General features: G+C 67.0%; 22 protein-coding genes. 8 read left to right on the plus strand and 14 right to left on the minus strand.

The genetic code is table 11. The features are described from left to right. Positions 1-101: 101 nt before the first annotated feature. Positions 102-452: a DUF3846 domain-containing protein gene (locus AC3IMC_RS06615; RefSeq protein WP_490917602.1), complete on the plus strand. Its 351-nt coding sequence runs from the start codon at positions 102-104 to the stop codon at positions 450-452. 34 nt (positions 453-486) lie between these two features. On the opposite strand, the gene AC3IMC_RS06620 is transcribed toward AC3IMC_RS06615, so the two are convergent. Then, positions 487-975: a hypothetical protein gene (locus tag AC3IMC_RS06620; protein WP_490917603.1), complete on the minus strand. Its 489-nt coding sequence runs from the start codon at positions 973-975 to the stop codon at positions 487-489. A 109-nt stretch (positions 976-1084) separates the two neighbouring features. Beyond that, a complete protein-coding gene (locus AC3IMC_RS06625; RefSeq protein ID WP_490917604.1) occupies positions 1085-1636 on the minus strand; it encodes a dihydrofolate reductase family protein in 552 nt (183 codons plus the stop codon). 244 nt (positions 1637-1880) lie between these two features. Between AC3IMC_RS06625 and AC3IMC_RS06630 the strand changes: the two genes are divergently transcribed. Further along, positions 1881-2312, plus strand: a complete 432-nt coding sequence (locus AC3IMC_RS06630; RefSeq protein ID WP_490917605.1) for a hypothetical protein — start codon at positions 1881-1883, stop codon at positions 2310-2312. Between the two features lie 6 nt (positions 2313-2318). On the opposite strand, the gene AC3IMC_RS06635 is transcribed toward AC3IMC_RS06630, so the two are convergent. Together AC3IMC_RS06635 and AC3IMC_RS06640 are read right to left on the minus strand one after the other, a co-directional pair. Next, a complete protein-coding gene (locus AC3IMC_RS06635; RefSeq protein WP_490917606.1) occupies positions 2319-4475 on the minus strand; it encodes a putative bifunctional diguanylate cyclase/phosphodiesterase in 2157 nt (718 codons plus the stop codon). 156 nt (positions 4476-4631) lie between these two features. Next, positions 4632-4901, minus strand: a complete 270-nt coding sequence (locus AC3IMC_RS06640) for a GlsB/YeaQ/YmgE family stress response membrane protein (protein ID WP_454484233.1) — start codon at positions 4899-4901, stop codon at positions 4632-4634. Positions 4902-5099: 198 nt separating this feature from the next. On the opposite strand from AC3IMC_RS06640, the gene AC3IMC_RS06645 reads away from it, so the two are divergent. Continuing rightward, entirely contained in the window at positions 5100-5963 is an 864-nt protein-coding gene (locus AC3IMC_RS06645; protein ID WP_490917607.1) for an HAD hydrolase family protein, read from the plus strand. Between the two features lie 17 nt (positions 5964-5980). On the opposite strand, the gene AC3IMC_RS06650 is transcribed toward AC3IMC_RS06645, so the two are convergent. Continuing rightward, positions 5981-7351: a UDP-glucose dehydrogenase family protein gene (locus tag AC3IMC_RS06650; protein WP_490917608.1), complete on the minus strand. Its 1371-nt coding sequence runs from the start codon at positions 7349-7351 to the stop codon at positions 5981-5983. Beyond that, a complete protein-coding gene (locus AC3IMC_RS06655) occupies positions 7348-8505 on the minus strand; it encodes a glycosyltransferase family 4 protein (RefSeq protein WP_490917609.1) in 1158 nt (385 codons plus the stop codon). The genes AC3IMC_RS06650 and AC3IMC_RS06655 overlap by 4 nt, the downstream gene beginning before the upstream one ends. 260 nt (positions 8506-8765) lie before the next feature. On the opposite strand from AC3IMC_RS06655, the gene AC3IMC_RS06660 reads away from it, so the two are divergent. Together AC3IMC_RS06660 and AC3IMC_RS06665 are read left to right on the plus strand one after the other, a co-directional pair. Beyond that, entirely contained in the window at positions 8766-9623 is an 858-nt protein-coding gene (locus AC3IMC_RS06660) for a DUF2382 domain-containing protein (RefSeq protein ID WP_490917610.1), read from the plus strand. Between the two features lie 459 nt (positions 9624-10082). Continuing rightward, complete coding sequence (locus AC3IMC_RS06665) at positions 10083-11399, plus strand: cell division protein PerM (RefSeq protein WP_490917611.1); 1317 nt, start codon at positions 10083-10085, stop codon at positions 11397-11399. Positions 11400-11415: 16 nt separating this feature from the next. Here AC3IMC_RS06665 and AC3IMC_RS06670 read toward each other — a convergent pair whose 3' ends face one another. Next, positions 11416-11847 (minus strand): hypothetical protein, encoded by a 432-nt coding sequence (locus AC3IMC_RS06670; protein WP_490917612.1) that lies wholly within the window; start codon positions 11845-11847, stop codon positions 11416-11418. 39 nt (positions 11848-11886) lie between these two features. Between AC3IMC_RS06670 and purN the strand changes: the two genes are divergently transcribed. Next, positions 11887-12471 carry a phosphoribosylglycinamide formyltransferase gene (gene purN, locus AC3IMC_RS06675; protein WP_490917613.1) on the plus strand — a complete coding sequence of 195 codons (585 nt, stop codon included), beginning with the start codon at positions 11887-11889 and terminating at the stop codon, positions 12469-12471. Between the two features lie 12 nt (positions 12472-12483). Here purN and AC3IMC_RS06680 read toward each other — a convergent pair whose 3' ends face one another. After that, positions 12484-13836, minus strand: coding sequence for an MFS transporter (locus tag AC3IMC_RS06680; protein ID WP_490917614.1), 1353 nt, complete (start codon positions 13834-13836; stop codon positions 12484-12486). 142 nt (positions 13837-13978) lie between these two features. Between AC3IMC_RS06680 and purH the strand changes: the two genes are divergently transcribed. Continuing rightward, positions 13979-15664 (plus strand): bifunctional phosphoribosylaminoimidazolecarboxamide formyltransferase/IMP cyclohydrolase, encoded by a 1686-nt coding sequence (purH, locus tag AC3IMC_RS06685; RefSeq protein WP_490917615.1) that lies wholly within the window; start codon positions 13979-13981, stop codon positions 15662-15664. A gap of 139 nt (positions 15665-15803) precedes the next feature. On the opposite strand, the gene AC3IMC_RS06690 is transcribed toward purH, so the two are convergent. Further along, positions 15804-15992 carry a hypothetical protein gene (locus AC3IMC_RS06690; RefSeq protein WP_490917616.1) on the minus strand — a complete coding sequence of 63 codons (189 nt, stop codon included), beginning with the start codon at positions 15990-15992 and terminating at the stop codon, positions 15804-15806. Continuing rightward, a complete protein-coding gene (locus tag AC3IMC_RS06695) occupies positions 15976-16944 on the minus strand; it encodes a trypsin-like serine peptidase (protein WP_490917617.1) in 969 nt (322 codons plus the stop codon). Before AC3IMC_RS06695 ends, AC3IMC_RS06690 begins: the two co-directional genes overlap by 17 nt. Positions 16945-17272: 328 nt before the next feature. Between AC3IMC_RS06695 and AC3IMC_RS06700 the strand changes: the two genes are divergently transcribed. Continuing rightward, positions 17273-19492 (plus strand): NADP-dependent isocitrate dehydrogenase, encoded by a 2220-nt coding sequence (locus tag AC3IMC_RS06700; RefSeq protein ID WP_490917618.1) that lies wholly within the window; start codon positions 17273-17275, stop codon positions 19490-19492. A 119-nt stretch (positions 19493-19611) separates the two neighbouring features. Here AC3IMC_RS06700 and AC3IMC_RS06705 read toward each other — a convergent pair whose 3' ends face one another. The 4 genes from AC3IMC_RS06705 to AC3IMC_RS06720 all read right to left on the minus strand — a co-directional run bounded on the left by AC3IMC_RS06705 (position 19612) and on the right by AC3IMC_RS06720 (position 24155). After that, positions 19612-20139, minus strand: a complete 528-nt coding sequence (locus AC3IMC_RS06705) for a hypothetical protein (protein WP_490917619.1) — start codon at positions 20137-20139, stop codon at positions 19612-19614. Then, the gene (locus tag AC3IMC_RS06710; protein ID WP_490917620.1) at positions 20136-21359 is read right to left on the minus strand and encodes a serine/threonine-protein kinase; all 1224 of its coding nucleotides are present in this window, start codon (positions 21357-21359) and stop codon (positions 20136-20138) included. The genes AC3IMC_RS06705 and AC3IMC_RS06710 overlap by 4 nt, the downstream gene beginning before the upstream one ends. Positions 21360-21642: 283 nt before the next feature. Beyond that, a complete protein-coding gene (locus AC3IMC_RS06715) occupies positions 21643-23133 on the minus strand; it encodes a hypothetical protein (RefSeq protein ID WP_490917621.1) in 1491 nt (496 codons plus the stop codon). An 89-nt stretch (positions 23134-23222) separates the two neighbouring features. After that, the gene (locus AC3IMC_RS06720) at positions 23223-24155 is read right to left on the minus strand and encodes a hypothetical protein (protein ID WP_490917622.1); all 933 of its coding nucleotides are present in this window, start codon (positions 24153-24155) and stop codon (positions 23223-23225) included. Positions 24156-24198 lie beyond the last annotated feature (43 nt).

The raw sequence follows: 24198 nt of genomic DNA on the forward strand, positions 1-24198 counted from the left end.
AGGTGCGTGCGACGGCGCCCGGCCAGGTGCCGCCGCACGTTTGGCATTATTCGGGAACACCGCCGGCACTCCAACTGTTAAACCGTGTGGAGTGACGAACGATGGACAACAGAACTTACCTGGCACTTGTAGTACCGGCAAGCAATGCCGAAGCGATCCGCATCGAGCAGGTGGAAACCAGCCGCGGGGCCCTCGAGGCCCTGGTGGGCGGTCCGCTGGAATCGGTTATCCGGGGCGACTGGCATGTGTACCTGAACGCCGAAAGCGTAACCACGCTGCTGCCGGTGAATTTCCGGGCCGGGCAGCTGCTGCACGAATGCGGCCTGGACCTTGACGGGATCCGGGGCACCGCGGTGTTCCTCGGCCGCGGCGACCACGGGGCCGAAGCGGACCTCCCGGAGCACCTGGCCCGGTTGGCGGAGGAGCTGTTCGGGGCGCCGCTGGCCGCATGAAGGCAATGCGGACAGCGGCGCCCGGAGGCGGATGTCAGCTGATGGCCGCGCAGACATCCGTCACAGTGCCCGAACCAGTGAACATGCCACCGACTTCGCGCCCCTTCTTATCCAGCGTCCAGCTCACCGTCCCGGTCGTGTAGTAGAGACCGGCCGGGTGGCCGTTGGCCTTGGGAACCGTGATCAGGTTCGGTCCAGTCGCTGTCACAGACTGGCCGCCGTCGGACAGGTTCTGGACCATGACCACGCCTGTAACGACGTAGCTGAGCGAATCCCCCGGCCCCGTAACGGTAATTTCCAGATCGGGGGCGGTCAGGAACTGACGGTCGCCGGGGAGGTTGATGACCCCGAGTTTCCCGGAAGCCTGCAACTCGGCTTTGAAGCCCGGGCAGGCGGCCGTGAAGGAGACATCGATCGGCTCGGGGACGGCGCTGGCCGCAGAGGCCGCCGGCGTCAAAGCCGCCAGGGCGCCCACGGCAAGGCCTGTCGCGGCCAGTCCACGCGTAACGCTGTTTGTCTTCATTGGATTTCCTTTCGCATGGTGCGGTTGGTTCACCAAGAATCGCGTTCCGCGCTTAAGCGGTCCTTAATTTGCCCCTCCTCCCTCTCCGGATGCGGCGCTGTGGCGGCCGCTACTCACCGCGCAGCCCATAGGTGGTCAGCACGTTGCCTTTGCTGGTCCGTGACTGGTCCTGCAGGACCAGGCGGGTCAGCGGGTCGCCCTCCTCGAACAGGTGGCGGCCGCTGCCGGCGATCACGGGATGGGTCATCAGCGTCAGCGAATCCAGCAGTCCGGCGAACAGGAGCTGCCGCACCACGGAGATGCTGCCGCACACCGCGATCTCACCGCCATCGCGTTCCTTCAGCCGCGACACGAACTCCTCAAGCGGTGCATCCATCAGGTGCGAGTTCTGCCATTCCAGCGGTGCGGCCAGCGTGCGTGACGCCACGAACTTCTCCACGGGATTGATGAAGTTGGCGAAGTCCTCGTCCGTGGAGGCGGTGGGCCAGTAGCCTGCCCACTCCTGGTAGCTGACGCGGCCCAGCACCACGGTGTCCACCGTGTTGATCATGGTGGCCAGTCCCTGGCCGAGCTCCTCGTCGAAGCTGTCGAACTGGAACTTAAAGGGATCGGACACCACGCCGTCCACGGAGTGGAACAAGCCGGCGGTCACCTTGCGCATGGGAGCCTCCAAGAGTTGAGCGGACAGGCTTTACGCTATGCGCCGGATGCCCCTCGGGGAAGGCTTCGGGCGCCGCAATTCACGTCTGTGCGATCCGGCCGCACCGGCGGATTTTCGTACGACGGCGGGGGCACACGTTATGTTCATCACTCGCCGTTGCGTCTTGCACGGTTTCGCCGCGGCCGGGCTTCATACTTGTCTTTGAGCGGCTGTTGCCGTCCCCCGGCCAGGCAGGAGGAAGTGCATGGAAACCCTGAAAAAGATCGTGACCAACCAGTACTTTCCCGCCGGCGCCGTCCTCACCGCGGTGCTCCTGTTCTGGGTGGTGGGCATGCTGGGTGGCCTGTCGCTCCTGAACAACTGCCAGCCGCCGCTGACCACCCTCACCTGGATGCTGTTCGTCTACTCGGCCGCGGTGCTCACCCCGCTGGCCGGCCTCCTGGCGGCCCTTGACCTGCTCCGCCGGTGGCGCAGCAACCGGGCCGCGGCATCTGCGCCCGTGGCTGATGCTGACGCTGCCGCAGTGTCGGCGTCGGACCCTGCTCCAGTGCCGCACCCCGCGCGGGCGGAAGCTGCCCCAAAGACCACGTCGGCTGCCCCGCAGCCCAACGCCAAGGCCCCCCGGGCATCCCAGCCCGCGCCCAAGCCGCGTCCCGGGCACAATGAAGCAGCCTGACCGCAGCTAGCGTCCCTTCAGCGCGTTAAGCGCCTCTTCCGCGTGCTCCAAGGCGTGGGCAAGCCGTTCACCGGGCTCCGGCAGCGAGAACAGGAATCCCTGCAGCGAGTCGCACTCCAGTGCCGCGAGGTAGTCCGCCTGCGCCGCGGTCTCGATCCCTTCTGCCGTGACGGTCAGCCCCAGGCTGTGCGCCATGTTGATCATGGAGCTGAGGATGGGCAGCCGCTCGTTGCCGGTGCGCACCATGGACACAAAGGTCTTGTCGATCTTGACGGTGTCCACCGGCAGGTCCTGCAGCCGGCCGAGCGAGGAATAGCCGGTGCCAAAATCGTCCAGGGCCACGCGGGCGCCCGCGTCCCGCAGTGTGCTGAGCTGTTTGATCAGGCTGCAGTCGGGGTCGAAGAAGACGCTCTCCGTCACCTCGAGGACCAGCTGGTACGGGGCGACCCCGCTCGCTTCCGCCAGGCGAAGGACGGTCTCGGCAAAATCCGGCTCCTGCAGCTGGACACCGGAGACATTGACAGCCAGGGAGCGCGACGGGTCCTCGCTCAGCCAGTCCGCCAGCTGCACCATGCCCGATGCCATCACCTCCGCGCCGATCTCGGTGATCAGTCCGGTGCGCTCTGCAAGCGGAATAAAGACCGACGGCGGCACGCGCTCGCCGCCGCGGTCCCACCGTGCCAGGGCCTCCAGCTGGACCACCTGGCCCCTCCGGTGGGAGACGATGGGCTGGAAATCCACGGTGATTTCGCCGCGCGGGACGGCCAACTGCAGGCCGCTCTCCATATTCGTGCGCTGCACCAGGGCTTGCATCATGTCCGGGTGGAAGCGGAGGAACCGGTTCTTCCCCGCGGCCTTCGCAGCGTACATGGCGATATCCGCCTGGCGGAGGAGCTCGGACGGACCCACGCTGTCCTGGCCCAGGGACGCCAGGCCAAGGCTCAGGCTTGGACGGAGCACGGTCCCGCTGATGGTCACCGGGACGTGCAGGCAGCGCACGATGCAGGCAGCGATGGCGTCAGCGTCGGGGCATGCAGTCAGCAGCACCACGAACTCGTCGCCGCCCAACCGCGCCACCACGTCAGCTGTCGGAACGCAGCCGCGAAGCCTCCGGGCCACTTCGATGAGCATGTCGTCGCCCGCCTGGTGCCCCAGGATGTCGTTGACTTCCTTGAAATCGTCCAGGTCCAGCAGCAGCACGTCCACCGTCTTCAACCGCGGCTCCTGCAGGGACTCCGCCAGGACATCATTGAACACCGCCCTGTTCGCCAGCCCCGTCAGCGGGTCCTGGAACGCCATGGTCCGCAGCTTTTCGGCCTGCGCGGCGAGGTCCAGCATGGCCTGGTGCGCCTGCTCCTGCGCTTTCCGGCGGGGCGTCACATCGCGGAAGCTCCACACCCTGCCCACAATGTTCTCGCCCACCCGCTGCGGCCGGGAATAGCGTTCGAAGGTACGGCCATCCTTGAAGTCCACCACATCGTGGCTTTCAGCGGCCGGGTTGTCCTGGAGTTCACCGAGCCGGGCCATGAACGCAGACTGGTCCGCCACCTGCTCCACAATGAGGCGGATGACAGGTTCGTCGCTGTCCCCGTCCATGAGTTCGGCCGGAATGCCCCACATGGTCAGGAACTGGTCGTTGAATCCGGCCACCCGTCCGTCGTTGCTGATCACCAGGATGCCGTCCGCCGTGGATTCCAGGGTGGCGGTGAGCAGGGACATGGCCTGCCGGAGGTTGGTGTCCTCGGTTTTGCGGTGCGCCATGCCGCGCACCGAGAGCAAGAGGCGCGGACCGGCATCGGTATCCGTTGGCGCGCCGCCTGGCGCCGGCTGGGGGAACAAGGCAGCGGCCACCTCTGCGGAGAACTCTGTCCCATCCCGGTGCAGCCAGCTCATCTCCCGGGGCGGATGCTGCTCCTGCGGTTGCCGCAGCAGCAGCCGGAACATCTGCTCCACTTCGTGGCGTGATCCTGCCGCGAGCAGGGACCGCTGGTCCATCCCGGTGAGTGCTTCCTGGCTGAACCCGAACAGCGTTGCAGCTGCGGCGTTCGCTGCCAGGACCGTCCCGTTCTGGTCGAGGGCGAGAAGGGCATCCGGTGCCACGTCCAGAATTGTGCCGAACCTTTGTAATGCCACATTGTCGCTACGGCCGCGAAAACCGGTCATTGCACCACCCCTTCGCCATCATAAATGGCATCTGCGCAAATTGGAGGAGTAGCGCCAAATCCGTTTATTGACTTGTGCGGCATGATGACGCCGACATGGAAAAGCGCCGTCCTCCAAGGGAGTCCGGCGCCTTTCGCTAATGAATCAGGGGTGCTGCTACACCCGGCGTCCGCTGCGGTTGGTAACTGCCCCGTAGATGAGCAGCACGACGATCGAGCCGAGGATGGCCAGCAACCAGGTCCTGAGATCGAAGAATTCGGCCAGGCCGCCGCCAAAGATCAGCGATCCGATCCAGCCGCCAAGAATGGCCCCTACAACGCCGAGGACCATGGTTATCACCCAGCCGCCGCCCTGGCGGCCCGGCAGGATCGCCTTCGCGATAGCGCCGGCTATCAGGCCCAAAATGAGAAATCCGAGAATGCCCATGTTGTCACTCCTTGTCAGTAAGTTGTGCCGGGTCCCCCAACTCCGGTTCCCTCATTCAATCAGCATGCTTACTTACCTGCAAGGGTTTGAATATCACAGGATGACTGTCATTTTTGGGGAATTTCAGGCTGCCTTTAAGCGGCTCGAACAGGCTCGCTAGTATTGGGTATTCGCGAACGAAGACCAAGGAGCCCCGGCATGTCCAGCCATTCCCACCGGCCGCGGGCCATTTTCCTGGACGTCGACGGCACCTACGCAGACCACGGACTTGCTCCGCGGGCCCACGTGGACGCCGTGCGCACCGCCCGCCGGTTGGGGCACCGTGTCTTCGTGTGCACGGGCCGGCCGCTTTCCATGGTCCCGGACCACATACTCGAAGCAGGCTTTGACGGCACGATCACCGGCGCCGGTGCCCGGGTGGAGCTGGCCGGGGAGGTCCTCAAGGACACGCGCTTCGAGCCTGGTCTGGCCCGGCTCATCGTGGACACGCTGGACGCCCACGACGCCGCCTACATCCTCGAGGCGCCTGAGGCCCTGCACGCCCGTGCCGGGATGGACCGGCGCCTGCGCCAGGTGCTTGCCCCCGTCTTCGCCGGGCGGGCCCGCCACGACGGCGTCCTCGTGACCGACGTCGATCCGGTGGAGGACATCCTGGGCCCGGTGCAGTACAGCGATGACGTGCGTGGAATGTCCTTCGCCAAGATTTCCTGCTTTGACTCCCCGGTGCCGCTGCCAACGATGATCGGCGCATTGGGGCCGGAGGTCGGGCTCATCCCGAGTTCGCTCTCGGCGCTCGGCGACGGTGCCGGCGAGATCTTCATGGCGGGCACGCACAAAGCAGTGGGCATCGCGGTCGTGGCTGCCCGCCTGGGACTGGACCGTGCGGACATCGTGGCCATCGGCGACAGCGCCAATGACATCGAGATGCTCGAATACGCCGGCATTGGCATCGCAGTGGAAGGCGGCCACCCCGACGTCCTCGCCGTCGCCGACAAGGTCACCGCAGGACCGGCCGGCAATGGCGTTGCACTGGCGTTCGCCGAACTGGGGCTCCTGGGCTAGGCGTACCCGGCCAGGCTTCAGCCCACAGGGGCCGAAGCGGCCAACGTGCCCGCGGAGGTTCCCAGGCCGCGCACCACCCAGCCCTCCTCCTGCCATGCCGGCGCATCCAGTGCGTTGCGGGCGTCCAGCACCACCCGGCGTCGGACCAGCGAACCTGCCACGGCCGGGCACAGCCGGCGGTACTCGTCCCACTCGGTCAGGAGCAGGACCAGTTCGGCGCCCTCAAGCGCGCGCGGCGTTGACGCTTCGAAGCGGAGGCGGGGGTAGCGCCGCCATGCCTGGTTCACTGCCTTGGGGTCGGTCACGGTGACGTGCGCACCAGCGGCAGCGAGCCGGTCGGCGACATCCAGGGCGGGGGAGTCGCGGATGTCGTCGGTGTGGGGCTTAAAGGAGGCGCCCAGGACAGTGATGGCGCGCCCGACCAGGGTTCCGCCGCACAGTTCGCGCGCCAGGCGGACCGTGCGCTCGCGCTGGCCCATGTTCACCGAGTCCACCAGGCCCATCCAGTCCCGGAGGGCGGGGATTCCGAGCGCCGCGGCCTGGGTGCGGAAGCTGCGGATGTCCTTGGGCAGGCAGCCGCCGCCAAAGCCCAGGCCGGCATGCAGATAACGGCTGCCGATCCTGGGGTCCAGGCCCATCGCCGCACTGAGCTCCGTCACGTCCGCGCCCGAGGCGTCGCACAGTTCAGCGACGGCATTGATGAAGCTGACCTTGGTGGCCAGGTACGCGTTGGCCGCCGACTTGATCAGTTCGGCCGTGGCGAAGTTGCAAACCATCCGCGGTATCCCTGCCGCCAGGAGTGGTTCGTAGACGGCATCCAGCACGGCCGTTACGCCCAGCGGCGCCCCAGTGGCTTGATTGAAGGCGGCCGCGCGGCCGCCGTCGACGCCGTACACCAGCCGGTCCGGGACCAGCGAGTCCTTCACCGCAGTGCCCTGCCGGAGGAACTCGGGGTTCCATCCGACCAGCACGTCCGGCCGCTCGGACATCAGGCGGCGGAGCAGTTCCACGGTGCCAACGGGCACCGTGGATTTGCCGACGACGACGGCGCCCGCGGCCAGGTGCGGCAGCAGGGCCTCGGCTGCGGAGACAAGGAAGGTGAGGTCGGCGGAGTCCGACGTCTTGTCCTGCGGCGTCCCCACGCAGAGGAAGTGCACCTGGGCGTCCGCGGCCTCAGCGGCCTCCGTGGAGAACCGGAGCCTTCCGGTGGCCCGGCCGTGCTGCAGGAGTTCATCCAGTCCGGGTTCGTGGAACGGTGCCGTTCCGGCGGCGAGCTGAGCCACTTTGTGATGGTCGACGTCGATGCCCACCACCGTGTGCCCCATGGACGCCAGCGTGGCTGCGTGGACCGCGCCCAGGTAGCCGCAACCGATGACAGAAACCTTCACAGCTTTGCTCCCTTGATGTTGGTTGTGCCTGTGCGGACAGGGCCGCTGGCGATGGCGTCCGCGTAGTGGCGGACCAGTTCCCGGCAGAGCGCGGGCCAGGTCCGGTCCTGGACCGAGGCGTGGGCCGCGGCCGCGAACGCCCGGCGCTTGGCGTCGTCGCCCATCAGGTCCTGGACGCGGGCGCGCATGCCGGCCAGGTCACCGGGCTCGTAGAGCCATCCGGTCCGGGAATTTTCCACCAGGTCCAGCGGGCCGCCGCGGCCGGTGGCCACCACGGGTACGCCCGATGCCATGGCTTCCTGGATGGTCTGGCAGAAGGTTTCGAACTCGCCCGGATGGACGAAGAGATCGAAGGATGCCACGGCGCGGGCCAGGTCCTCCCCGCCAAGGAACCCGGTGAAGACCGCGTCCGGCAGGGCCTCTTCCAGCACCGCCCGCTGGGGCCCGTCGCCCACCACCACCAGCCTGGTGCCCGGGACGCCGGCCAGGGCAGCGAGGTCTTCCACCTGCTTCTCCACCGCAAGCCTGCCGACGTACCCGATGATCCGCTCTCCGCCGGGGGCCATTGAAGCCCGCCAGCCGTCGTCGCGCTTGTCCGGCGAAAACCGCACGGTGTCCACGCCGCGGCGCCACATCCGGACCCGCGGGATGCCCCGGCCGCGCAACTGGTTCAGCGCGAACGTGGAGGGGGCCAGGGTGCGGGTGGCCAGCAGGTGGATGTTCTCCACGCGGCTCCAGGCCCAGTTCTCGAGGAAGGGCACGCCATACCTGGCGGCATAGCTGGGGACCTCGGTCTGGTAGATGGCAACGGCGGGGATGCCCAGCTGGTGGGCGGCCTGCGCGGCCCGCCAGCCCAGCACGAACGGGGAGGCGAGATGGACAACATCAGGTGCGTACTCGGCAAGGATTCGCTTGACCCGGTACACACCGCCCATCGCCACCCGGACATTCGTGTATCCCGCCAGCGGAACGGCGGGAAGCCTGTGGATCTCCGCGCCGTTGACGTAGGCCGGTGCTTCACCATCGTGGGCGGACGGGGCGATGACCAGGACGTCGTCGCCCCGGTCCTGGAGGTGGTCCAGCACCCTCAGGATGGAGTGCGTGACTCCATTCATCAGCGGCAAAAATGATTCAGCAACAATTGCGATCCTCACCCTTCAACCGTGGGCGCCGTCCTTGAAATGGCGGGGGAGAAAGCGTTACCCGGAGGAGAAGGCCGGGTGAACAACAGATCACCGGGTTTAAAAAAATTACTAAGTAGGCTTGGCATCTGATGCTAAGCATGCTTACGGTAGAGGTGCAGTCAGCGCAGAGCCTCAAGCAGCCGGGGCGGAAGCCGGACAGTTGGGAAACCCCCCGGTCCGGTACGTCCATCGCTGGCAGACCCAGTGCAAAGACAGATCCAAGGAGAGTCATGCTCAACAGGAACAATCTTGAAGACCTGCTCAACCGCGGCGGCCACGTTGTTGGATCCGACGGCGCGAAGATCGGCTCGATCGGACAGCTGTACGCCGACGACGACACGGGCGAGCCCACGTGGGTCACCGTCAAGACCGGCCTCTTCGGCACCTCCGAGTCTTTCGTGCCCGTTGAGGGTGCACACCACCAGGGCGACGACCTCGTGGTTCCGTACACCAAGGAGCACGTCAAGGATGCGCCCCGCGTTGACGTTGACGGTCACCTCACCCCCGAGGAAGAGGACCGCCTGTACACCTACTACGACCGCGGCGCCCGGACCTACACCGAAGCGCGTACCGGCACTGAGAGGGACGTCGACCTGCAGGGCGACGCCGACCTGAACGCCGGCACCCCCACCACCGGACTCGCCGCCGGCCGGGACACCTACGACCGCGACGAGACCGCGCGCGGGACCGTTGGCCACGACACGTCAGGCCCCACCACCGATGACGCCATGACGCGTTCGGAGGAACGGCTGCACGTCGGCAAGGAACGGGAAACCACCGGCCGCGCACGGCTGCGGAAGTACGTCACCACCGAGAACGTCACCAAGACGATTCCCGTGGAGCGTGAGGAAGTCCGCATTGAGCGCGAGCCCATCACCGACGCCAACCGTGGTGCCGCCCTCGACGGGCCGGCCATCAGCGAAGAGGAACACGAAGTTGTCCTCCACGAGGAGCGCCCCGTCGTCGAGAAGGAAGCTGTTCCGGTGGAGCGCGTCCGGCTGGACAAGGACGTGGTCCGCGACGACGTCACGGTGAACGAAGAGGTCCGCAAGGAGAACATCGAAACGGACGGCGACACCCGCCGCTGATCCGTCACCGCGGGCTGGTGAGCGCGCCTGAAGGCGCACCTTCAGAGCGGCACCTTCACAACGCGAAGCGGCGCCGGGAGTCCCACCAGGACTCCCGGCGCCGCTGTGTGCCACGAGGGGCCTGACCCGGCCGGCACAAAAATGCTGGTGCAGCCGCACGAACGGCGACTGCACCAGCCAGTAGGACGAATATCTTCAGAACTTACGGTTCATCTCTCATTCGCGGCTCCTGTTTTCCCGGTTTACGGATTCCGGGCCCGATGCTGGCTTCTGTCGAAACCGGAAGCCAGCGAAAATCGCAGTACACCCTCGGCGGGGGCGGTGGTGGTATCAGATATCAATTTTACGGCCCGCCCCGGGAAAAAGCGCCGGGCCGCTGGGCACTGATTATGCTTCCGTCTTCACCGGGCGCCTGTCGTTCGCAGGCGGGGCGTACGCCCCGTGACACCATGGAACACGATGAAACTGCGTGCTGATCAGACCGGAGACCGTGGCCTTCCCATGCCCTTGTGGCTGCAGGGAGCCCTTGAGACGGCGCAGGCTGCCATCATTTCTGCGCTGGTGGTGGTGGCGCCGATCGTGGCCGTCTGGGCTACTGCCGGGTTCCAGAACGGCCAGTTCGAGGTCCTCGCCCGTTTGGCCGGGCAGTCCTGGCTCCTGGTCCACGGCGTTCCGCTCGAACTTGGCGGAGCCGGACCCGCGTCCGCTTCCCATGGCGATTCCGACCTCCTGAGCCTCATACCCCTCGGCCTGACCCTGATCCCCTTCCTCCTGGCATGGCGTGCCGGCCGCCGGCTGGCGCGTGCCTCCTACACGGACCAGCTCTGGCAGGCGCTGCTGGGCTCGTGGGCGGTCTACGCCGCGTTCGGCGCCGCCACCGGCTTTGTGTGCCGCACGCCCGACGTCGTCATCAACCTCTGGTTCGCCCTGCTGGTTCCGCTGGTCCCGTACGGGTTGGGCATGGTGGTTGGAGCCCGGAGGGAAGCGGGCTCCTGGAGCCGGCTGATCGGCGTGGACGCGGTGGACTGGATCTCCCGCACCAGCCAACACTCACGCTGGGCCGGATCGTATTTCGCCTCGGCCGCGAAGGCCGGTTTCGTGGCGGTGGCCGCCGCGCTCACCCTGGCCGCCGTGCTGTTGGCCGTCGACCTGTTCATCCACTGGAACCTGGTGGTGGCAGTCTATGAAGCGCTCGACCCCGGCCCGGTAGGCGGTGCCGCCTTGACCGTCGCGCAGCTTGGGTTCCTGCCCAACCTGGCCGTGTTTGCCCTGGCGTGGACCTCGGGCGCGGGATTCGCGATGGGGGCCGGTTCCCACGCAGGCCCCCTGGGCACGGCTGTGGGGCCCCTGCCTTCGGTCCCCGTGCTGGCAGCCATTCCCTCGGGGCCCCTGGATTACGCCTTCGTGGCACTGATCGTCCCCGTGCTGGCTGGAGCCGTTGCCGGCTGGTGGTTCCTCAGGGAGGGCGAAAACCACTTCGACGAATGGCTCGCCATCAAGGTCCGGGCGCGCTGGTTCACGGCGACGGTGTCCACCCTGGTGCTCGGCGTTCTGGTGGGTGTGGCAGCAGGGCTGTTGACGGTCTGCCTGGCCTGGGTGGCCAGGGGATCCGCCGGCATTGGCCGCCTGACCGATATTGGGCCTGATCCGCTCTGGACGGCGCTGTGGGTGGCCTCGGAGGTGGGGGTCGGCGTCGTGATTGGCTACGCTGCGGGACCTTGGCTCGAACGCGAGAAAATCGTGGCCGCGGAACCGGATGTGGAACTGGTCCGCTAGGACCAACGGCCGGGGGCTACCGCACCCTGGTGGGCAGCACGTCCTGGAACTGCACCATGCAGGCATGGGTGGCGCGGTCGGTCAGGGCGCGGGCCACGCAGGCCTGGTACTCGCGCACCTGGTCAAAGAAGACCATGGTGCTGACGATCAGCAGCACCATGACAGCGGCGACCACCAGGCCGGAAATGGTGCCGAACAGCACCAGCCTGGATTCCCGCAGCCGGACCGCCCTGACCAGCAGGACCACGCCGAGGACAATCCCGGCAGCGGTGAGGACCGTCGTCAGCCACAGGTAGTTGACGTCAAGCTGGTAGACGAAGAACGCGCCGAGCACGGAGACAACGAACATCCGGAACAGGGTGTGGGTCTTGGCGAGGGAGGCCTTGGCCGCCTCGCTGAGCGCGGGCCTGGCCTGCTGCTTCCCGCCCCGGCCCTGTGTGCTGTTCATGTTTTCCAGCGTACGCGAGCGTGCACCTAAGCTGGACCAATGCGTATCGTCGTGCTTGTTTCCGGGACCGGGTCCAACCTCCAGGCCGTCATCGACGCCGTCAGGTCAGGCCAGCTCGACGTCGAGATCGCGGCGGTGGGGGCAGACCGCGAAGGCACATTCGGCGTCGAGCGCTCCGCCGCGGCGGGCATCCCCACGTTCGTGGTGGACTTCAAGGCCTATCCGGACCGGGCCGGCTGGAACGCCGCACTGACCGAAGCCGTGGCCGCATACAAGCCTGACGTGGTGGTCTCCTCCGGCTTCATGCGGATCGTCAGCCCGGATTTCATCGACGCGTTCAACGGCCGGTACCTCAACACCCACCCCGCATTGCTTCCGGCGTTCCCCGGAGCCCACGGCGTGCGGGACGCCATGGCCTACGGCGTGAAGGTGACCGGGTGCACTGTGCACTGGGCCGACGCCGGGGTGGACACCGGACCCATCATCGCCCAGGAGGCCGTGGCGATCGAGGATTCGGACACCGAGGAGACGCTGCACGAGCGCATCAAGGTCGTCGAACGCAGGCTCCTGGTGTCCACCCTGGCCGCCCTCGCCGCCGACCCCTCGTTCTCCCCGTCCAACTAGTCACCGAACGTCCTACTCGAGGCGGCGCTGCCGGGTTTCGGGGGAGAAGAACGCCATCCACAGGACGGCGGCCAGCACCAGCGCCCCTGCCAGCGCAAAGGATGTGGCCAGACCCAGTTCGGGCCAGAAGTAGTTCGCGAAGATGAGCGGACCGAACCCGGCCCCCAGCCGCGAGAACGTGGAGGCCCAGCCGAACCCGGTGCCGCGCAGCTCCGTGGGGTAAAGCTCTGACACATATGCGTAGAGCACCGGGATGGCCACCTGGACCACGAACCCGAACACCAGCAGCCAGAACACCGCGGCCGTGGGGATGTCCACCACGATCGCCACGATGACCAGGGTCAGCGCCGACAGCGGGCCGGTGATGGCCAGGATCCATTTGCGGCCCACGCGCTCCACCAGCAGGGCAGCCACCACCACGCCCAGGAAGCCGACGGCGGCCATGGACGCAGTGGTCACGAACGCCTTGTATTCGGCGAACCCGGCTCCGATCAGGATCCGCGGCATCCACGTCAGGGACAGGTAGTAGACCAGCAGGATGCTGAAGAACAGCGACCAGGCCGCCGCAGTGATCTTCCAGTTGAACTGCCAGACGGAGCGCAGCTGGGTCCAGGCGCTGCCGGCGGAGAGCCGCGGGACGTCCCTGGCGTCGGGGAGGCTGTAGGCGCGCGCCTCCGCGCCGGTGGCCGCCACCAACCCGTCAATGATCCGGGCCGCTTCCTCCCGCCGGCCCTTCCGGATCAGGAACAGCGGCGATTCGGGCACGCTGCGCCGGACCCAGAACACCAGCAGTGCCGGCAGCACCATGACCAGCATGGTTAGGCGCCAGTCACCGTACAGGGCCACCAGCCCGGCGGAGACGAACCCTGCCAGGGCGGCGCCGATGGGCCACCAGCCGTCCATCGCCGTCAGCACCTTTCCGCGTTGCTTCCGCGGAGTGAACTCACCCACCAGGGCATAGTCCACCGGGATGCACCCGCCCAGTCCGAAGCCGGCCATGAACCGGAAGATGCAGAACCACGCAAAGTCCGGAGCGAACGCACCGAGCACGGTGAACAGGGAGAACAGCAGCAGCGTGGCGGTGAAGGCCTTCTTGCGCCCTACCGTGTCCGCAATAGTGCCCCAAACGAAGGCGCCCAGCGCCATGCCGATCAGGTTGGCGGTGCCCACCCAGGCCGCGTCGCCGGCGGTCAGGGACCAGTGTTTGGACAGCAGCGGGATCAGGATGCCGTTCAGGGTCACGTCCCAGGCGTCGAACATGAAGCCCAGGCCCCCGATCAGGAAGATCCTGCCCTGGACTTTCCATCGCCAGGGCAGTTCCTGGACCACCTGTTCGCCGCTGGGCACAGTGGTGTAAGTATTCATCGCCGCCTCCTTCTCAAAACTCTAGCCCGGCCCCGGGTGTTCATACTCGGGCGGACACACCGGCCGACGCTGCGCTTCGCGATAAACTGGCCCTATCCCCACCAACCGCGGCACTCGTCCGCGAGATAAGACGGAGACATTTGTGAGCTTCACGCAGCATGAGCGCGTATCCATTGACCGTGTACCCATCCGCCGGGCCCTGATCTCGGTTTACGACAAGACCGGCCTGGAGGAGCTCGCCAAGGGCCTGCACGAGGCGGGCGTGAAGCTGGTGTCCACCGGCTCCACGGCCAAGAAGATCGCCGCCGCGGGCATCCCCGTCCAGGAGGTGGAGGAAGTGACCGGTTCGCCTGAGATGCTGGATGGCCGGGTCAAGACCCTGCACCCGCGTGTGCACGGCGGCATCCTGGCCGACCGCCGCGTGGCGGCGCACATGGAGACCCTCACGCAAATGGAGATCGAGCCCTTCGACCTGGTGGTGGTGAACCTCTACCCGTTCGTGGAGACCGTTAAGTCGGGTGCGGCGCAGGATGACGTCGTCGAGCAGATCGACATTGGGGGCCCCGCCATGGTGCGCTCCGCTGCGAAGAACCACGCCGCCGTCGCCATTGTGGTGGACCCCAACTTCTACGGCCAGGTGGTTGAGGCCGCTGCCGCGGGCGGCTTTGACCTGAAGACCCGCCGCCGCCTCGCCGCCAAGGCCTTCGCCCACACCGCGTCCTACGACAACGCAGTTGCCACCTGGACCGCCAGCCAGTTCCTGGACGAGGACGGTGACGGCGTCATCGACTGGCCCGCCTACGCCGGCCTGTCCCTCGAGCGCTCGGAGGTCCTCCGCTACGGCGAGAACCCGCACCAGCAGGCTGCCCTTTACGTGGACAACGCCGCTCCCGTGGGCATCGCCCAGGCGGACCAGCTGCACGGCAAGGCCATGAGCTACAACAACTTCGTCGACGCCGACGCCGCCCTGCGCGCCGCCTTCGACTTCAGCGAGCCGGCCGTGGCCATCATCAAGCACGCCAACCCGTGCGGTGTGGCCGTCGGTTCCGCGGATGCAGCCGACCCTATCGCCGACGCCCATGCGAAGGCCCACGCCTGCGATCCCGTCTCCGCCTTCGGTGGCGTCATTGCTGCCAACCGCACCGTGACCGCGGGCATGGCCAACACCGTCAAGGACATCTTCACCGAAGTAGTCATTGCGCCCGGCTTCGAGCCGGAGGCCGTGGAGATCCTGTCCAAGAAGAAGAACATCCGCCTCCTCGCCCTGCCCGAAGGCTACGGCCGCTACCCCACGGAGTTCCGCCAGGTCTCCGGCGGCATGCTGGTCCAGGTCTCCGACAAGGTGGACGCCGACGGCGACAATCCTGCCAACTGGACCCTCGCCGCCGGCGAAGCCGCGGACGAGAAGACCCTTGCGGACCTCGCGTTCGCGTGGACCGCATGCCGGGCCGCGAAGTCCAACGCCATCCTCCTCGCGGAGAACGGCGCCGCGGTGGGCATCGGCATGGGCCAGGTCAACCGCCTGGACTCCTGCCGCCTGGCCGTGGAGCGGGCCAACACGCTGGGCGTGACGGTGGAGTCCGACGTCGAAGGTGCCGGCGGTGCCTCCAACGCCAGCGGTGCCGGCGCACCGGAGCGGGCCCGCGGTGCCGTGGCAGCTTCGGACGCGTTCTTCCCGTTCGCTGATGGCCTGCAGATCCTGATCGATGCCGGCGTCCGCGCGGTGGTCCAGCCAGGCGGTTCCGTCCGCGACGAGGAAGTCATTGCCGCCGCCAACGCGGCCGGCATCACGATGTACTTCACCGGAGCCCGCCACTTCTTCCACTAGCCCATCACCCATCGATTGCTGCGTAGATGCCGTTTTCCCTCGTGGAAACGACATCTACGTGGGGAGCAGTGGATGGTGACATATCGACGACGGCGCCCGTCCCCTCGCTGGGGACGGGCGCCGTCGTCGTTGTGCTGGCTTAGTCCTGGTCATCCGGGCCGTGCGTCGGCTCCGGAAGCCGGAGCTCCCGGGGCTTGGCTTCCGCCATCCGTTCCTTTGTCCAGTACTCAAGGGCCTCGTCGGGTGACTGGTCCAGGTCGACATGGCTGACGTCGCCCTGGCTCTCCCCGCCTTGGCCCCGCGCTGGTTCCTTAGGCTGCTGCTGCACTGTTGTAGGTGGCCTGGATGACGGCGCCCCAGTACGGGCCGTACATCACGGCGGAGCGGTTGTAGCCGTAGCTGTTGATGGAGTTCTGCAGGCCATCGGAGCTGGTGCCGATGAACCAGGGGCCGCCGGAGGAGCCGCCGGTCATATCGCAGGGAATGCCCTGGCTGTTGAACTGCGGGTTGTTGGGGTCGTTCGTCGCCGTCCCGGTGCAGCTCTTCAGCGTCTCACCGTTGAACGGCGCCGCGGCGGGGTAGCCGTAGGACTTGTAGGTCAATCCGCGGGCCTGGTTGAAGGCGACACCCGAGCCGCCCACCACCGACGTCAGGGTCTGGTTCTGCGCGTTGCGGTTCACCACTGCGAACCCGGTGTCGTAGGTCATGTCCCCGTTGGTGACCCACTGCGTGGGCGCGTACAGGGCACGTGCGGCCCACTTGCCGTAGGGGGCGTTCCCGTTCTCGTAGGCGGGGACGAAGACGAAGTTGGTGGCGTACGCGCCGGGGCCTTCGTTCACGCAGTGTCCGGCCGTGGACACCGTGCTGCCGTTGGTTGAGGAGACGGCGTTGCCCGAGCAGACGTAGTTCGAGCCGCCGAGGGTGAAGAAGACCTTGCCGATGTGGGAGACGGGAACTTCGCTCTTGGCGATGGTCTGCTTGCCCTTGGTGGCTTTGGTGGTGCTGGGCCTGCCCTTTTCCACGATGTCGGTGCTGGAGCGGTTGCCGCGTTCCAGGGCTTTGCCGGCCAGGACGTCTCCGGGGATGGCGCTCTGCATCCGCTCGGCGGTCCAGTAGTCGGCGGCACCTGCAGCCTCCACGGCCACCTTGGTGACCGAGGGGTCCGCCTGGTCCCCGGACGGTGCCGGTGCCGCGGAAGCTCCGCCTGCCGAGGTGAGTGCCAGCACGGCGGCTGCCGAGAAGGCCAGGAGGCCGGAAGCCAGAGACCTGGTACGTGTCATTGTTGTCCTGTCGTAACGGGGTTGGGCCCGGGGTAGGGAGTGACGTAGCGAATTTATCGTCATATGACAAGTTTGTAAACAGTAGTGACGTCTCATGTAGGAGGTTGCAGACCCCTGCCGCCCCCAGGGCAGAGGCAGAGGACGACGGCGCCACGCACCCGGGTGCCCCAATCCGCCGTCGAGCGTTCTCTATCGCTGTAATCCTGCTCTCACCGCGGTAATGCGCGGTGCACGTTGAGGTTTGAACGGGCGTCCTCGGGTAAGTTGTACATGGTGAAATAGACCGAATTTTTCACAACCAAGCCGACCCACAGGGAGACGCCCGCGCATGTCCAAGATTATCTACACCCACACCGACGAAGCGCCGATGCTGGCTACCTATTCGTTCCTGCCGATCATCGAGGCGTTCGCTTCGACAGCAGGTGTGGAGGTGGAGACCCGCGACATCTCGCTCGCCGGCCGCATCATCGCCGTCTTCGGTGACTACCTGACCCCCGAGCAGCAGATCGGTGACGCCCTTGCTGAACTCGGTGAGCTGGCAAAGACGCCGGAAGCCAACATCATCAAGCTGCCCAACATCAGCGCCTCCATCCCGCAGCTGAAGGCCGCCATTGCAGAGCTGCAGGGCCAGGGCTACGCACTGCCCGACTACCCGGACAACCCCACGTCCGACGAGGAAACCGCCATCCGCTCGCGCTACGACAAGATCAAGGGCTCCGCCGTGAACCCGGTCCTGCGCGAAGGCAACTCGGACCGCCGCGCGCCCCTGTCCGTCAAGAACTACGCCCGCCAGAACCCGCACTCCATGGGCGCCTGGACCGCCGACTCCAAGACCAACGTGGCCACCATGGGCCAGAACGACTTCCGCTCCAATGAGAAGTCCGTGGTCATCGAGAACGAGGGCACCATCGCCATCCAGCTGGTCCGCGAGGACGGCTCCGTCAAGGTCCTGAAGAAGGCTTTCCCCGTCCTGGCCGGCGAGGTCATCGACGGCACCGTCATGCGCGCTGCTGCCTTGGACGAGTTCCTCAAGGCCCAGGTTGCCCGCGCCAAGGAAGAAGGCGTGCTGTTCTCCGCACACCTGAAGGCCACCATGATGAAGGTCTCTGACCCCATCATCTTCGGGCACGTGGTCAAGGCGTACTTCTCGGAACTGTTCGAGACCTACGGCAAGCAGCTGGCCGCAGCCGGCATCAGCCCCAACAACGGCCTCGCCGCGATCCTCAGCAGCCTCGAGGACCTGCCCGCGGATGTCCGTGACGGCGTCCAGAACCTGATCAAGAAGGGCCTGGAAGACGGCCCCGCCCTGGCCATGGTGGACTCCGACAAGGGCATCACCACCCTGAATGTCCCCAGCGACGTCATCGTCGACGCCTCCATGCCGGCCATGATCCGCAGCTCCGGCCACATGTGGGGCCCGGACGGCAAGGAAGCGGACACCCTGGCCGTCCTGCCGGACAGCTCCTACGCGGGCATCTACCAGGTGGTCATCGATGACTGCCGCGCCAACGGCGCCTACGACCCCACCACCATGGGAACTGTGCCGAACGTTGGCCTCATGGCCCAGGCAGCCGAAGAGTACGGCAGCCACGACAAGACGTTCGAGATCCAGGAAGCCGGCACCGTGCAGGTTGTGGACGGCTCGGGCAACGTCCTGATCGAACACGAGGTTTCCGTGGGCGACATCTGGCGCGCCTGCCAGACCAAGGACGCCCCTATCCGCGACTGGGTCAAGCTCGCCGTCACCCGCGCCCGCGCCTCGCAGACCCCGGCCGTGTTCTGGCTGGACGAGGAGCGCGCCCACGACGCCAACCTGATCGCCAAGGTCAACGAGTACCTGAAGGAGCACGACACCGAGGGCCTGGACATCCAGATCATGTCCCCGGTGAAGGCCATCGCCTTCACCCTGGAACGCATCCGCAAGGGCGAAGACACCATCTCGGTCACCGGCAACGTGCTCCGCGACTACCTGACGGACCTGTTCCCCATCCTGGAACTGGGTACCAGCGCCAAGATGCTCTCCGTTGTTCCGCTGATGAACGGCGGCGGACTGTTCGAGACCGGTGCCGGCGGCTCCGCCCCGAAGCACGTCCAGCAGCTGCTGAAGGAAAACCACCTGCGCTGGGACAGCCTGGGCGAATTCCTGGCCTTGGCCGTCAGCTTCGAGCACCTGGCCACCACCACGGGCAACGCCCGCGCCCAGGTCCTGGCCGACACGCTGGACCGCGCCACCGGCACGTTCCTGCTGGAGAACAAGTCCCCGAGCCGGCGCGCCGGCGAGCTGGACAACCGTGGCAGCCACTACTTCCTGGCCCGGTACTGGGCTGAAGAGCTGGCCAAGCAGACGGACGACGCCGACCTCGCCGCCGCCTTCGGCTCGGTCGCCAGCGAGCTTTCCTCCAAGGAGGAAACGATCGTGGGCGAACTGGCCGAGGTCCAGGGCTCGCCGGTGGACATCGGAGGCTACTACCACCCCGAGGATGCCAAGGCCTCTGCGGTGATGCGTCCTTCCGCCACCCTGAACAAGGTCATCGCCAGCCTGAGCTAGCCATCGCAGCGGCCCGGCACCTGCGGTGCTTGGCTGCGGGCCAAAAAGAGGCGGTGCTCCGGAATCCCGGAGCACCGCCTCTTTCGATAAGGTTCGGTTGTGGCACGGCAGGCCCTGCCTCAGTTCCTGCCTTTGCCCTTGTCACCATTGTTCTTGCCCGCGTCCGTGCCGTTGCCGGCATCCGTGCCGTTGCCGGAGGCATTGCCCGGGGCCGGCGCGGGAGCCGGTGCGGGCTGCGGCACGGTTGCTTCCGGGGCGGGGGAGGGGCTTTGCGCGGCTGCCTGCCCTGCGGCGATCCGGGCGTCCTCCGCGGCCTTGGCCTGTTGAGCGGAGAGGGCCGCGTTAAGGTCTGCCCGGACGGCCGTTGCCACGGTGGTGATGCTGCGCCGCCGGTCCTCTGAAACCCGGCCTTTCGCCTGCGCGGCCGAGAGGTCGGACTCGAGTCCGTCCAGTGCTTTCAACGCTGAGGCGGGATCGTTTTGGGACGACGCCTGGGTGACCTCCAGGACCCGCGCCTGAAGCTGGGTGGCGACGTCCCGTTGCAGTCCGTTGCTGGAGGGGGCACAGGCGCTGAGGACAACGGCTGAAAGCACCAGCGCGGAGCCGCCGAAGAACAGCCTCGCGTAGCGGCGCGGAGACAGGATCACGGCTCCACGCTCTTCTGAAGTTCCTGAAGATGGTCGCCCAGGACGCCGGTCACCGTTGGGTAAGGGACGACGTCGGCAGGCGCCTGTGCCGAGACGGTCATCATGACAGCCGCGACCGCGGCGGCCACCACCACGAGGCCCAGGACCAGCGCCAGCCAGAAACGCTTTGTCCGTGTTTGCGGATGAAGATTCCGGGCGGGCGCGGCAGCGGGCTTTTCGATTGCCGCTTCGCTGCTTCCCGCAATGCCCTTTGTTCCGGCCGCTTCCCGCAGCTCATCCACGGATTCCTCCGCGGTGATGGAGGGCGGGTGGAAAGGCATGGCCGGAAGGACGCGGGTGGTTTCGGGGGCGAGTTCGCCAGGTGTGGACGCGGGGGAGACAAGTGCCTGCCGCAATGCCGTTTCGATGTCGGCGGCCGTGGGCCGCTCCAACGGTTCGATGGCGGTCATGGAGCGGATCAGGTCGGCCCACTCCGACGGTACGTCTTCGGGGATCTCTGGTGCTCGGTGAAGCCGGGCAACTGCGGATTCAACCGGGCTGCCGGGGTACTCCACGGTGCCTTTGATGCATTCAAGCAGCACGAGTCCCAGCGAGTAGATGTCAGTGGCCGGGGAGAGGGGCTTGCCGAGGGCCTGCTCCGGGCTGAGGTAGGCGGCGGTGCCCACCATGGTGCCGGTGGCGGTCAGCCGGGTGGAGTCGACAATCCTGGCGATACCGAAATCGGTGAGCTTGGGACGCAGCGGCTCGCCAGGGCGGATCTGGACCAGCAGGATGTTACCGGGCTTGATGTCCCGGTGGATGATTCCGAGGCCGTGCACGTAGGCCAGCGCATCAGCGATGCCGGCGCCGATGACCGACAGCTCCTCCAGGGGGACACGGCTGTGCCGGATCCGGCTGCGCAGGTCCTGGCCTTCGACAAGTTCCATGGTGAGGAAGGGCCTGGGCTCGTCCGGAATGCGGTCGTCGATGCCAGCGTCGAACAGTGTGACGAGACCGGGGTGGTTCAAGGTGGCGAGAAGCTGGATCTCGGCTTCCTGCCGCTTGAGTTCTTCCGCGTCCGGAGCCTGGGGGGCGAAAAGTTTCAACGCCACATCCCGGCCCAGGTTTTCGTCCCGGGCGCAATACACCGAGGACATCCCGCCGCGGCCTATGACATCCCCCAGCCGATAACGTCCGCCGACCACTTCATTCTTGATGGAGCTAGGCGATTCCGCCACCATGACCGTTCCTCCCGGTGCGCCGCGGCACTCTCGTACCTCAAATTATACGGGCGGTGGAGTAATGCCGACGATTGGGGGGTGCCCCATATCCGTGGCACGCCGACGGCCCGGCGGCGAATCAGAGCTGGTCCGCCGCCGGACCATTGGCTACAAGGACATGTGTGCTGGACATGTTTTGTATCTCTTTTTGTAGTTTCCGGGCGGGTCCTCCTTTCGTTAGCTCGCTGGATGCTGCCGCTTCAGGCGCATGTCTGCGGGAGTGCGGATAATGCGTGGACGGCTGCTACAACATCCTGCGCTTGCGGAGGAAAAGGACCCCCGAGATCAGGAGCAGCAGGGCCAGGGGCACCAGTGAGGCGTCCCAGCCGGTCTTCGCGAGGCCGGTGCCGGCGAGACCTGTGTTGCTGCTAAGTCCCGTGTTGCCCTGTGCAGCGTTGCCATTCGCGGAGCTGCTCCGGGGGACCTCAACGGTCGCGATGGCGCCGCTTACCGCGGTGGAACCGGCACCTGCTGCCGGAAGGCCGCCAGCGCCTGCGGTGCCGGCGACACCGCCTGCTCCGGTGGAGTTGTCACCGCCAGTGCCAGCAGGGGTGTCCGTGCCAGGGTTGGCTGTGCCGGGACCAGACGTTCCCGGGTCGACGGTGCCGGCGTCACCGATGGTGCCGTCGCCGGGGGTGGAGGTTCCCGGGTCAGTGGTGCCAGGAGTGCTGGCGCCGGTGTCGCTTCCAAGACCAAGGCCCAGGCCAACGGCCAGGTCGACCACGGCATCAAGCCCCCCGGTGCCGGAGGTAGGGGTGCCCAGATCTGCGCCAAGGTCCGCGGCGGCGTCAGCCCCACCAGTGGTGCCGGTGCCGTTGGTGCCCAGGCCGAGGTCGACGGCGGCTGCCGCTGCAACGTCGGTGGTTCCGGCGGTTCCGGGGTCGGTGACCGTTCCGGTGCCGAGCCCGAGGTCGACGGTTGCGTCGGCGGTGAGGTCCGCCGTCGTGCCGTTTGTAGTGCCGGTGCTGTTGGTGCCCACGCCGAGGCCGAGGTCGACGGCGGCTGCCGCTGCGGCGTCGGTGGTTCCGGTGGTTGCGGGGTCGGTGACCGTTCCGGTGCCGAGGTTGACGGTAGCGGCGGCGTCAGTCCCGTCCGTGGTGCCGGTGCCGTTGGTGCCCAGGCCGAGGTCGACGGTGGCTGCCGCTGCAACGTCGGTGGTTCCGGTGGTTGCGGGGTCGGTGACCGTTCCGGTACCAAGCCCCAGGTCAACGGTTGCGTCGGCGGTGATATCCGCCGTCGTGCCGTTTGTAGTGCCGGTGCTGTTGGTGCCCAGGCCGAGGTCGACGGCGGCTGCTGCCGCAACGTCGGTGGTCCCGGTGGTTGCGGGGTCGGTGACCGTTCCGGGACCAACCCCCAGGTCAACGGCTGTGCCGGCGGTGAGGTCGGCGGTGGTACCGTCCGTGGTGCCGGTGCTGTTGGTGCCCAGGCCGAGGTCGACGGCGGCTGCCGCTGCCACATCCGTGGTTGTGCTGGCCGCCGGATCTGTGGCGCTTACCGTGCCCAGCCCGACGTTCACGTCAGCTGCGGCGGCGACGCCCGTTGAGTCGGCCGGCGTTGAGCCACCCAGCAGGCCCAACGACGTCGAGTCAGCGGGAGCCGCCGCCGAGATCAGTGCCGAAGCGGAGAGATCCGCTCCAGTGGTGGTATCCGCGGCATTCGCGGCCGTGCATCCGAAGGCCAAAAGGCCCCCGGCAAAGAGGGTGCCAAACAGGCCCCTGCGAAGGTTGGAACTCATGGTGGATTCTCCTGAGAAAGTTGAGGTTAGGGCGCTGTTCAGCAGCCCTCGTGGCCACGTGCTGCCCGACAAGGGCAGACGGGTCTCAACTAGTCAGGAGAAGAACCGGGGTCGAACGACACCGGTGCGGGCGCACGTTCGGGGTCTTCAAGACCCGGCACCGCGCCGGCAATGCGGAAGTAATAACCGAAAGAATCAAGCCACGCAGCAGCCCCGGAAGGTCCGGCAGACGATCCCCCAGAGCCCGTGCCCGAACCAGGGGCCGGAGGCGCCTGGGCAGGGGCCGGTGAAGGATCGAGGGGGAGCGGCTCCTCCACGGAGATTTCAGCTGCCGCGGACTGATCGACGGCAGTAGCCGGCAGCAGTGCAGTGCCCTGGCCTGCCGACTGCGGCGTGGTGTCCTGAAGGGAGGATTCAGGAGCGGACTCGTCCGCCCCGGAGCTCATGTCAGCAGCCGCGGAAGCTGCAGTGATGGCCTGTGGCAGTGCCGTTGCAGGAGCATCCGCAGCTGCCGGCAGTCCCGGGCCCGGAACAGTAGCGGGCAGCTCAACCGGCAATGCATCAGCCCCGGGGAGAAGGTCGGATACCGGCTGGACGACAGGTTCGAGCGCCGGGACTGATTCGGCCACAGGGGCGGCAGCCACCTGCACCACCTGCGCTGTCAGGCTGTCCGCAGCGCCGGTGATCGGAACGGAGACGGCTGACACGGGCCCGGCCGGAACCACTTCGTTGATGGCCGGCACCGACGAAATAAGATCATCCGCCAGGGTGGAAACCGGGGCGACCACGGGCTGCAGCAGCCCGGTAGACGCGGCATTGGACGCGGAAGCTGTAGGAGTGGACGGCGCCGGGCCGGTGGCACTTTCGGCCAGGGAGGAGACCGGACTGGTGACGCCGCCCAACAGGGCCGAGGAGTCAGGACCGGCATCCGCAGTGGCGGCAGTCGAAGAGAGCGTCAGCCAAGTGACCGCCGCGGCTCCCGCAAGGAGCACTGGGCGCAGGGCACGCAACGGCGCACTCATTCGAGCCATGCATACCACCCCCAGTGACTGTTGCAATCGACGC

Source organism: Arthrobacter sp. E70, assembly GCF_058266945.1.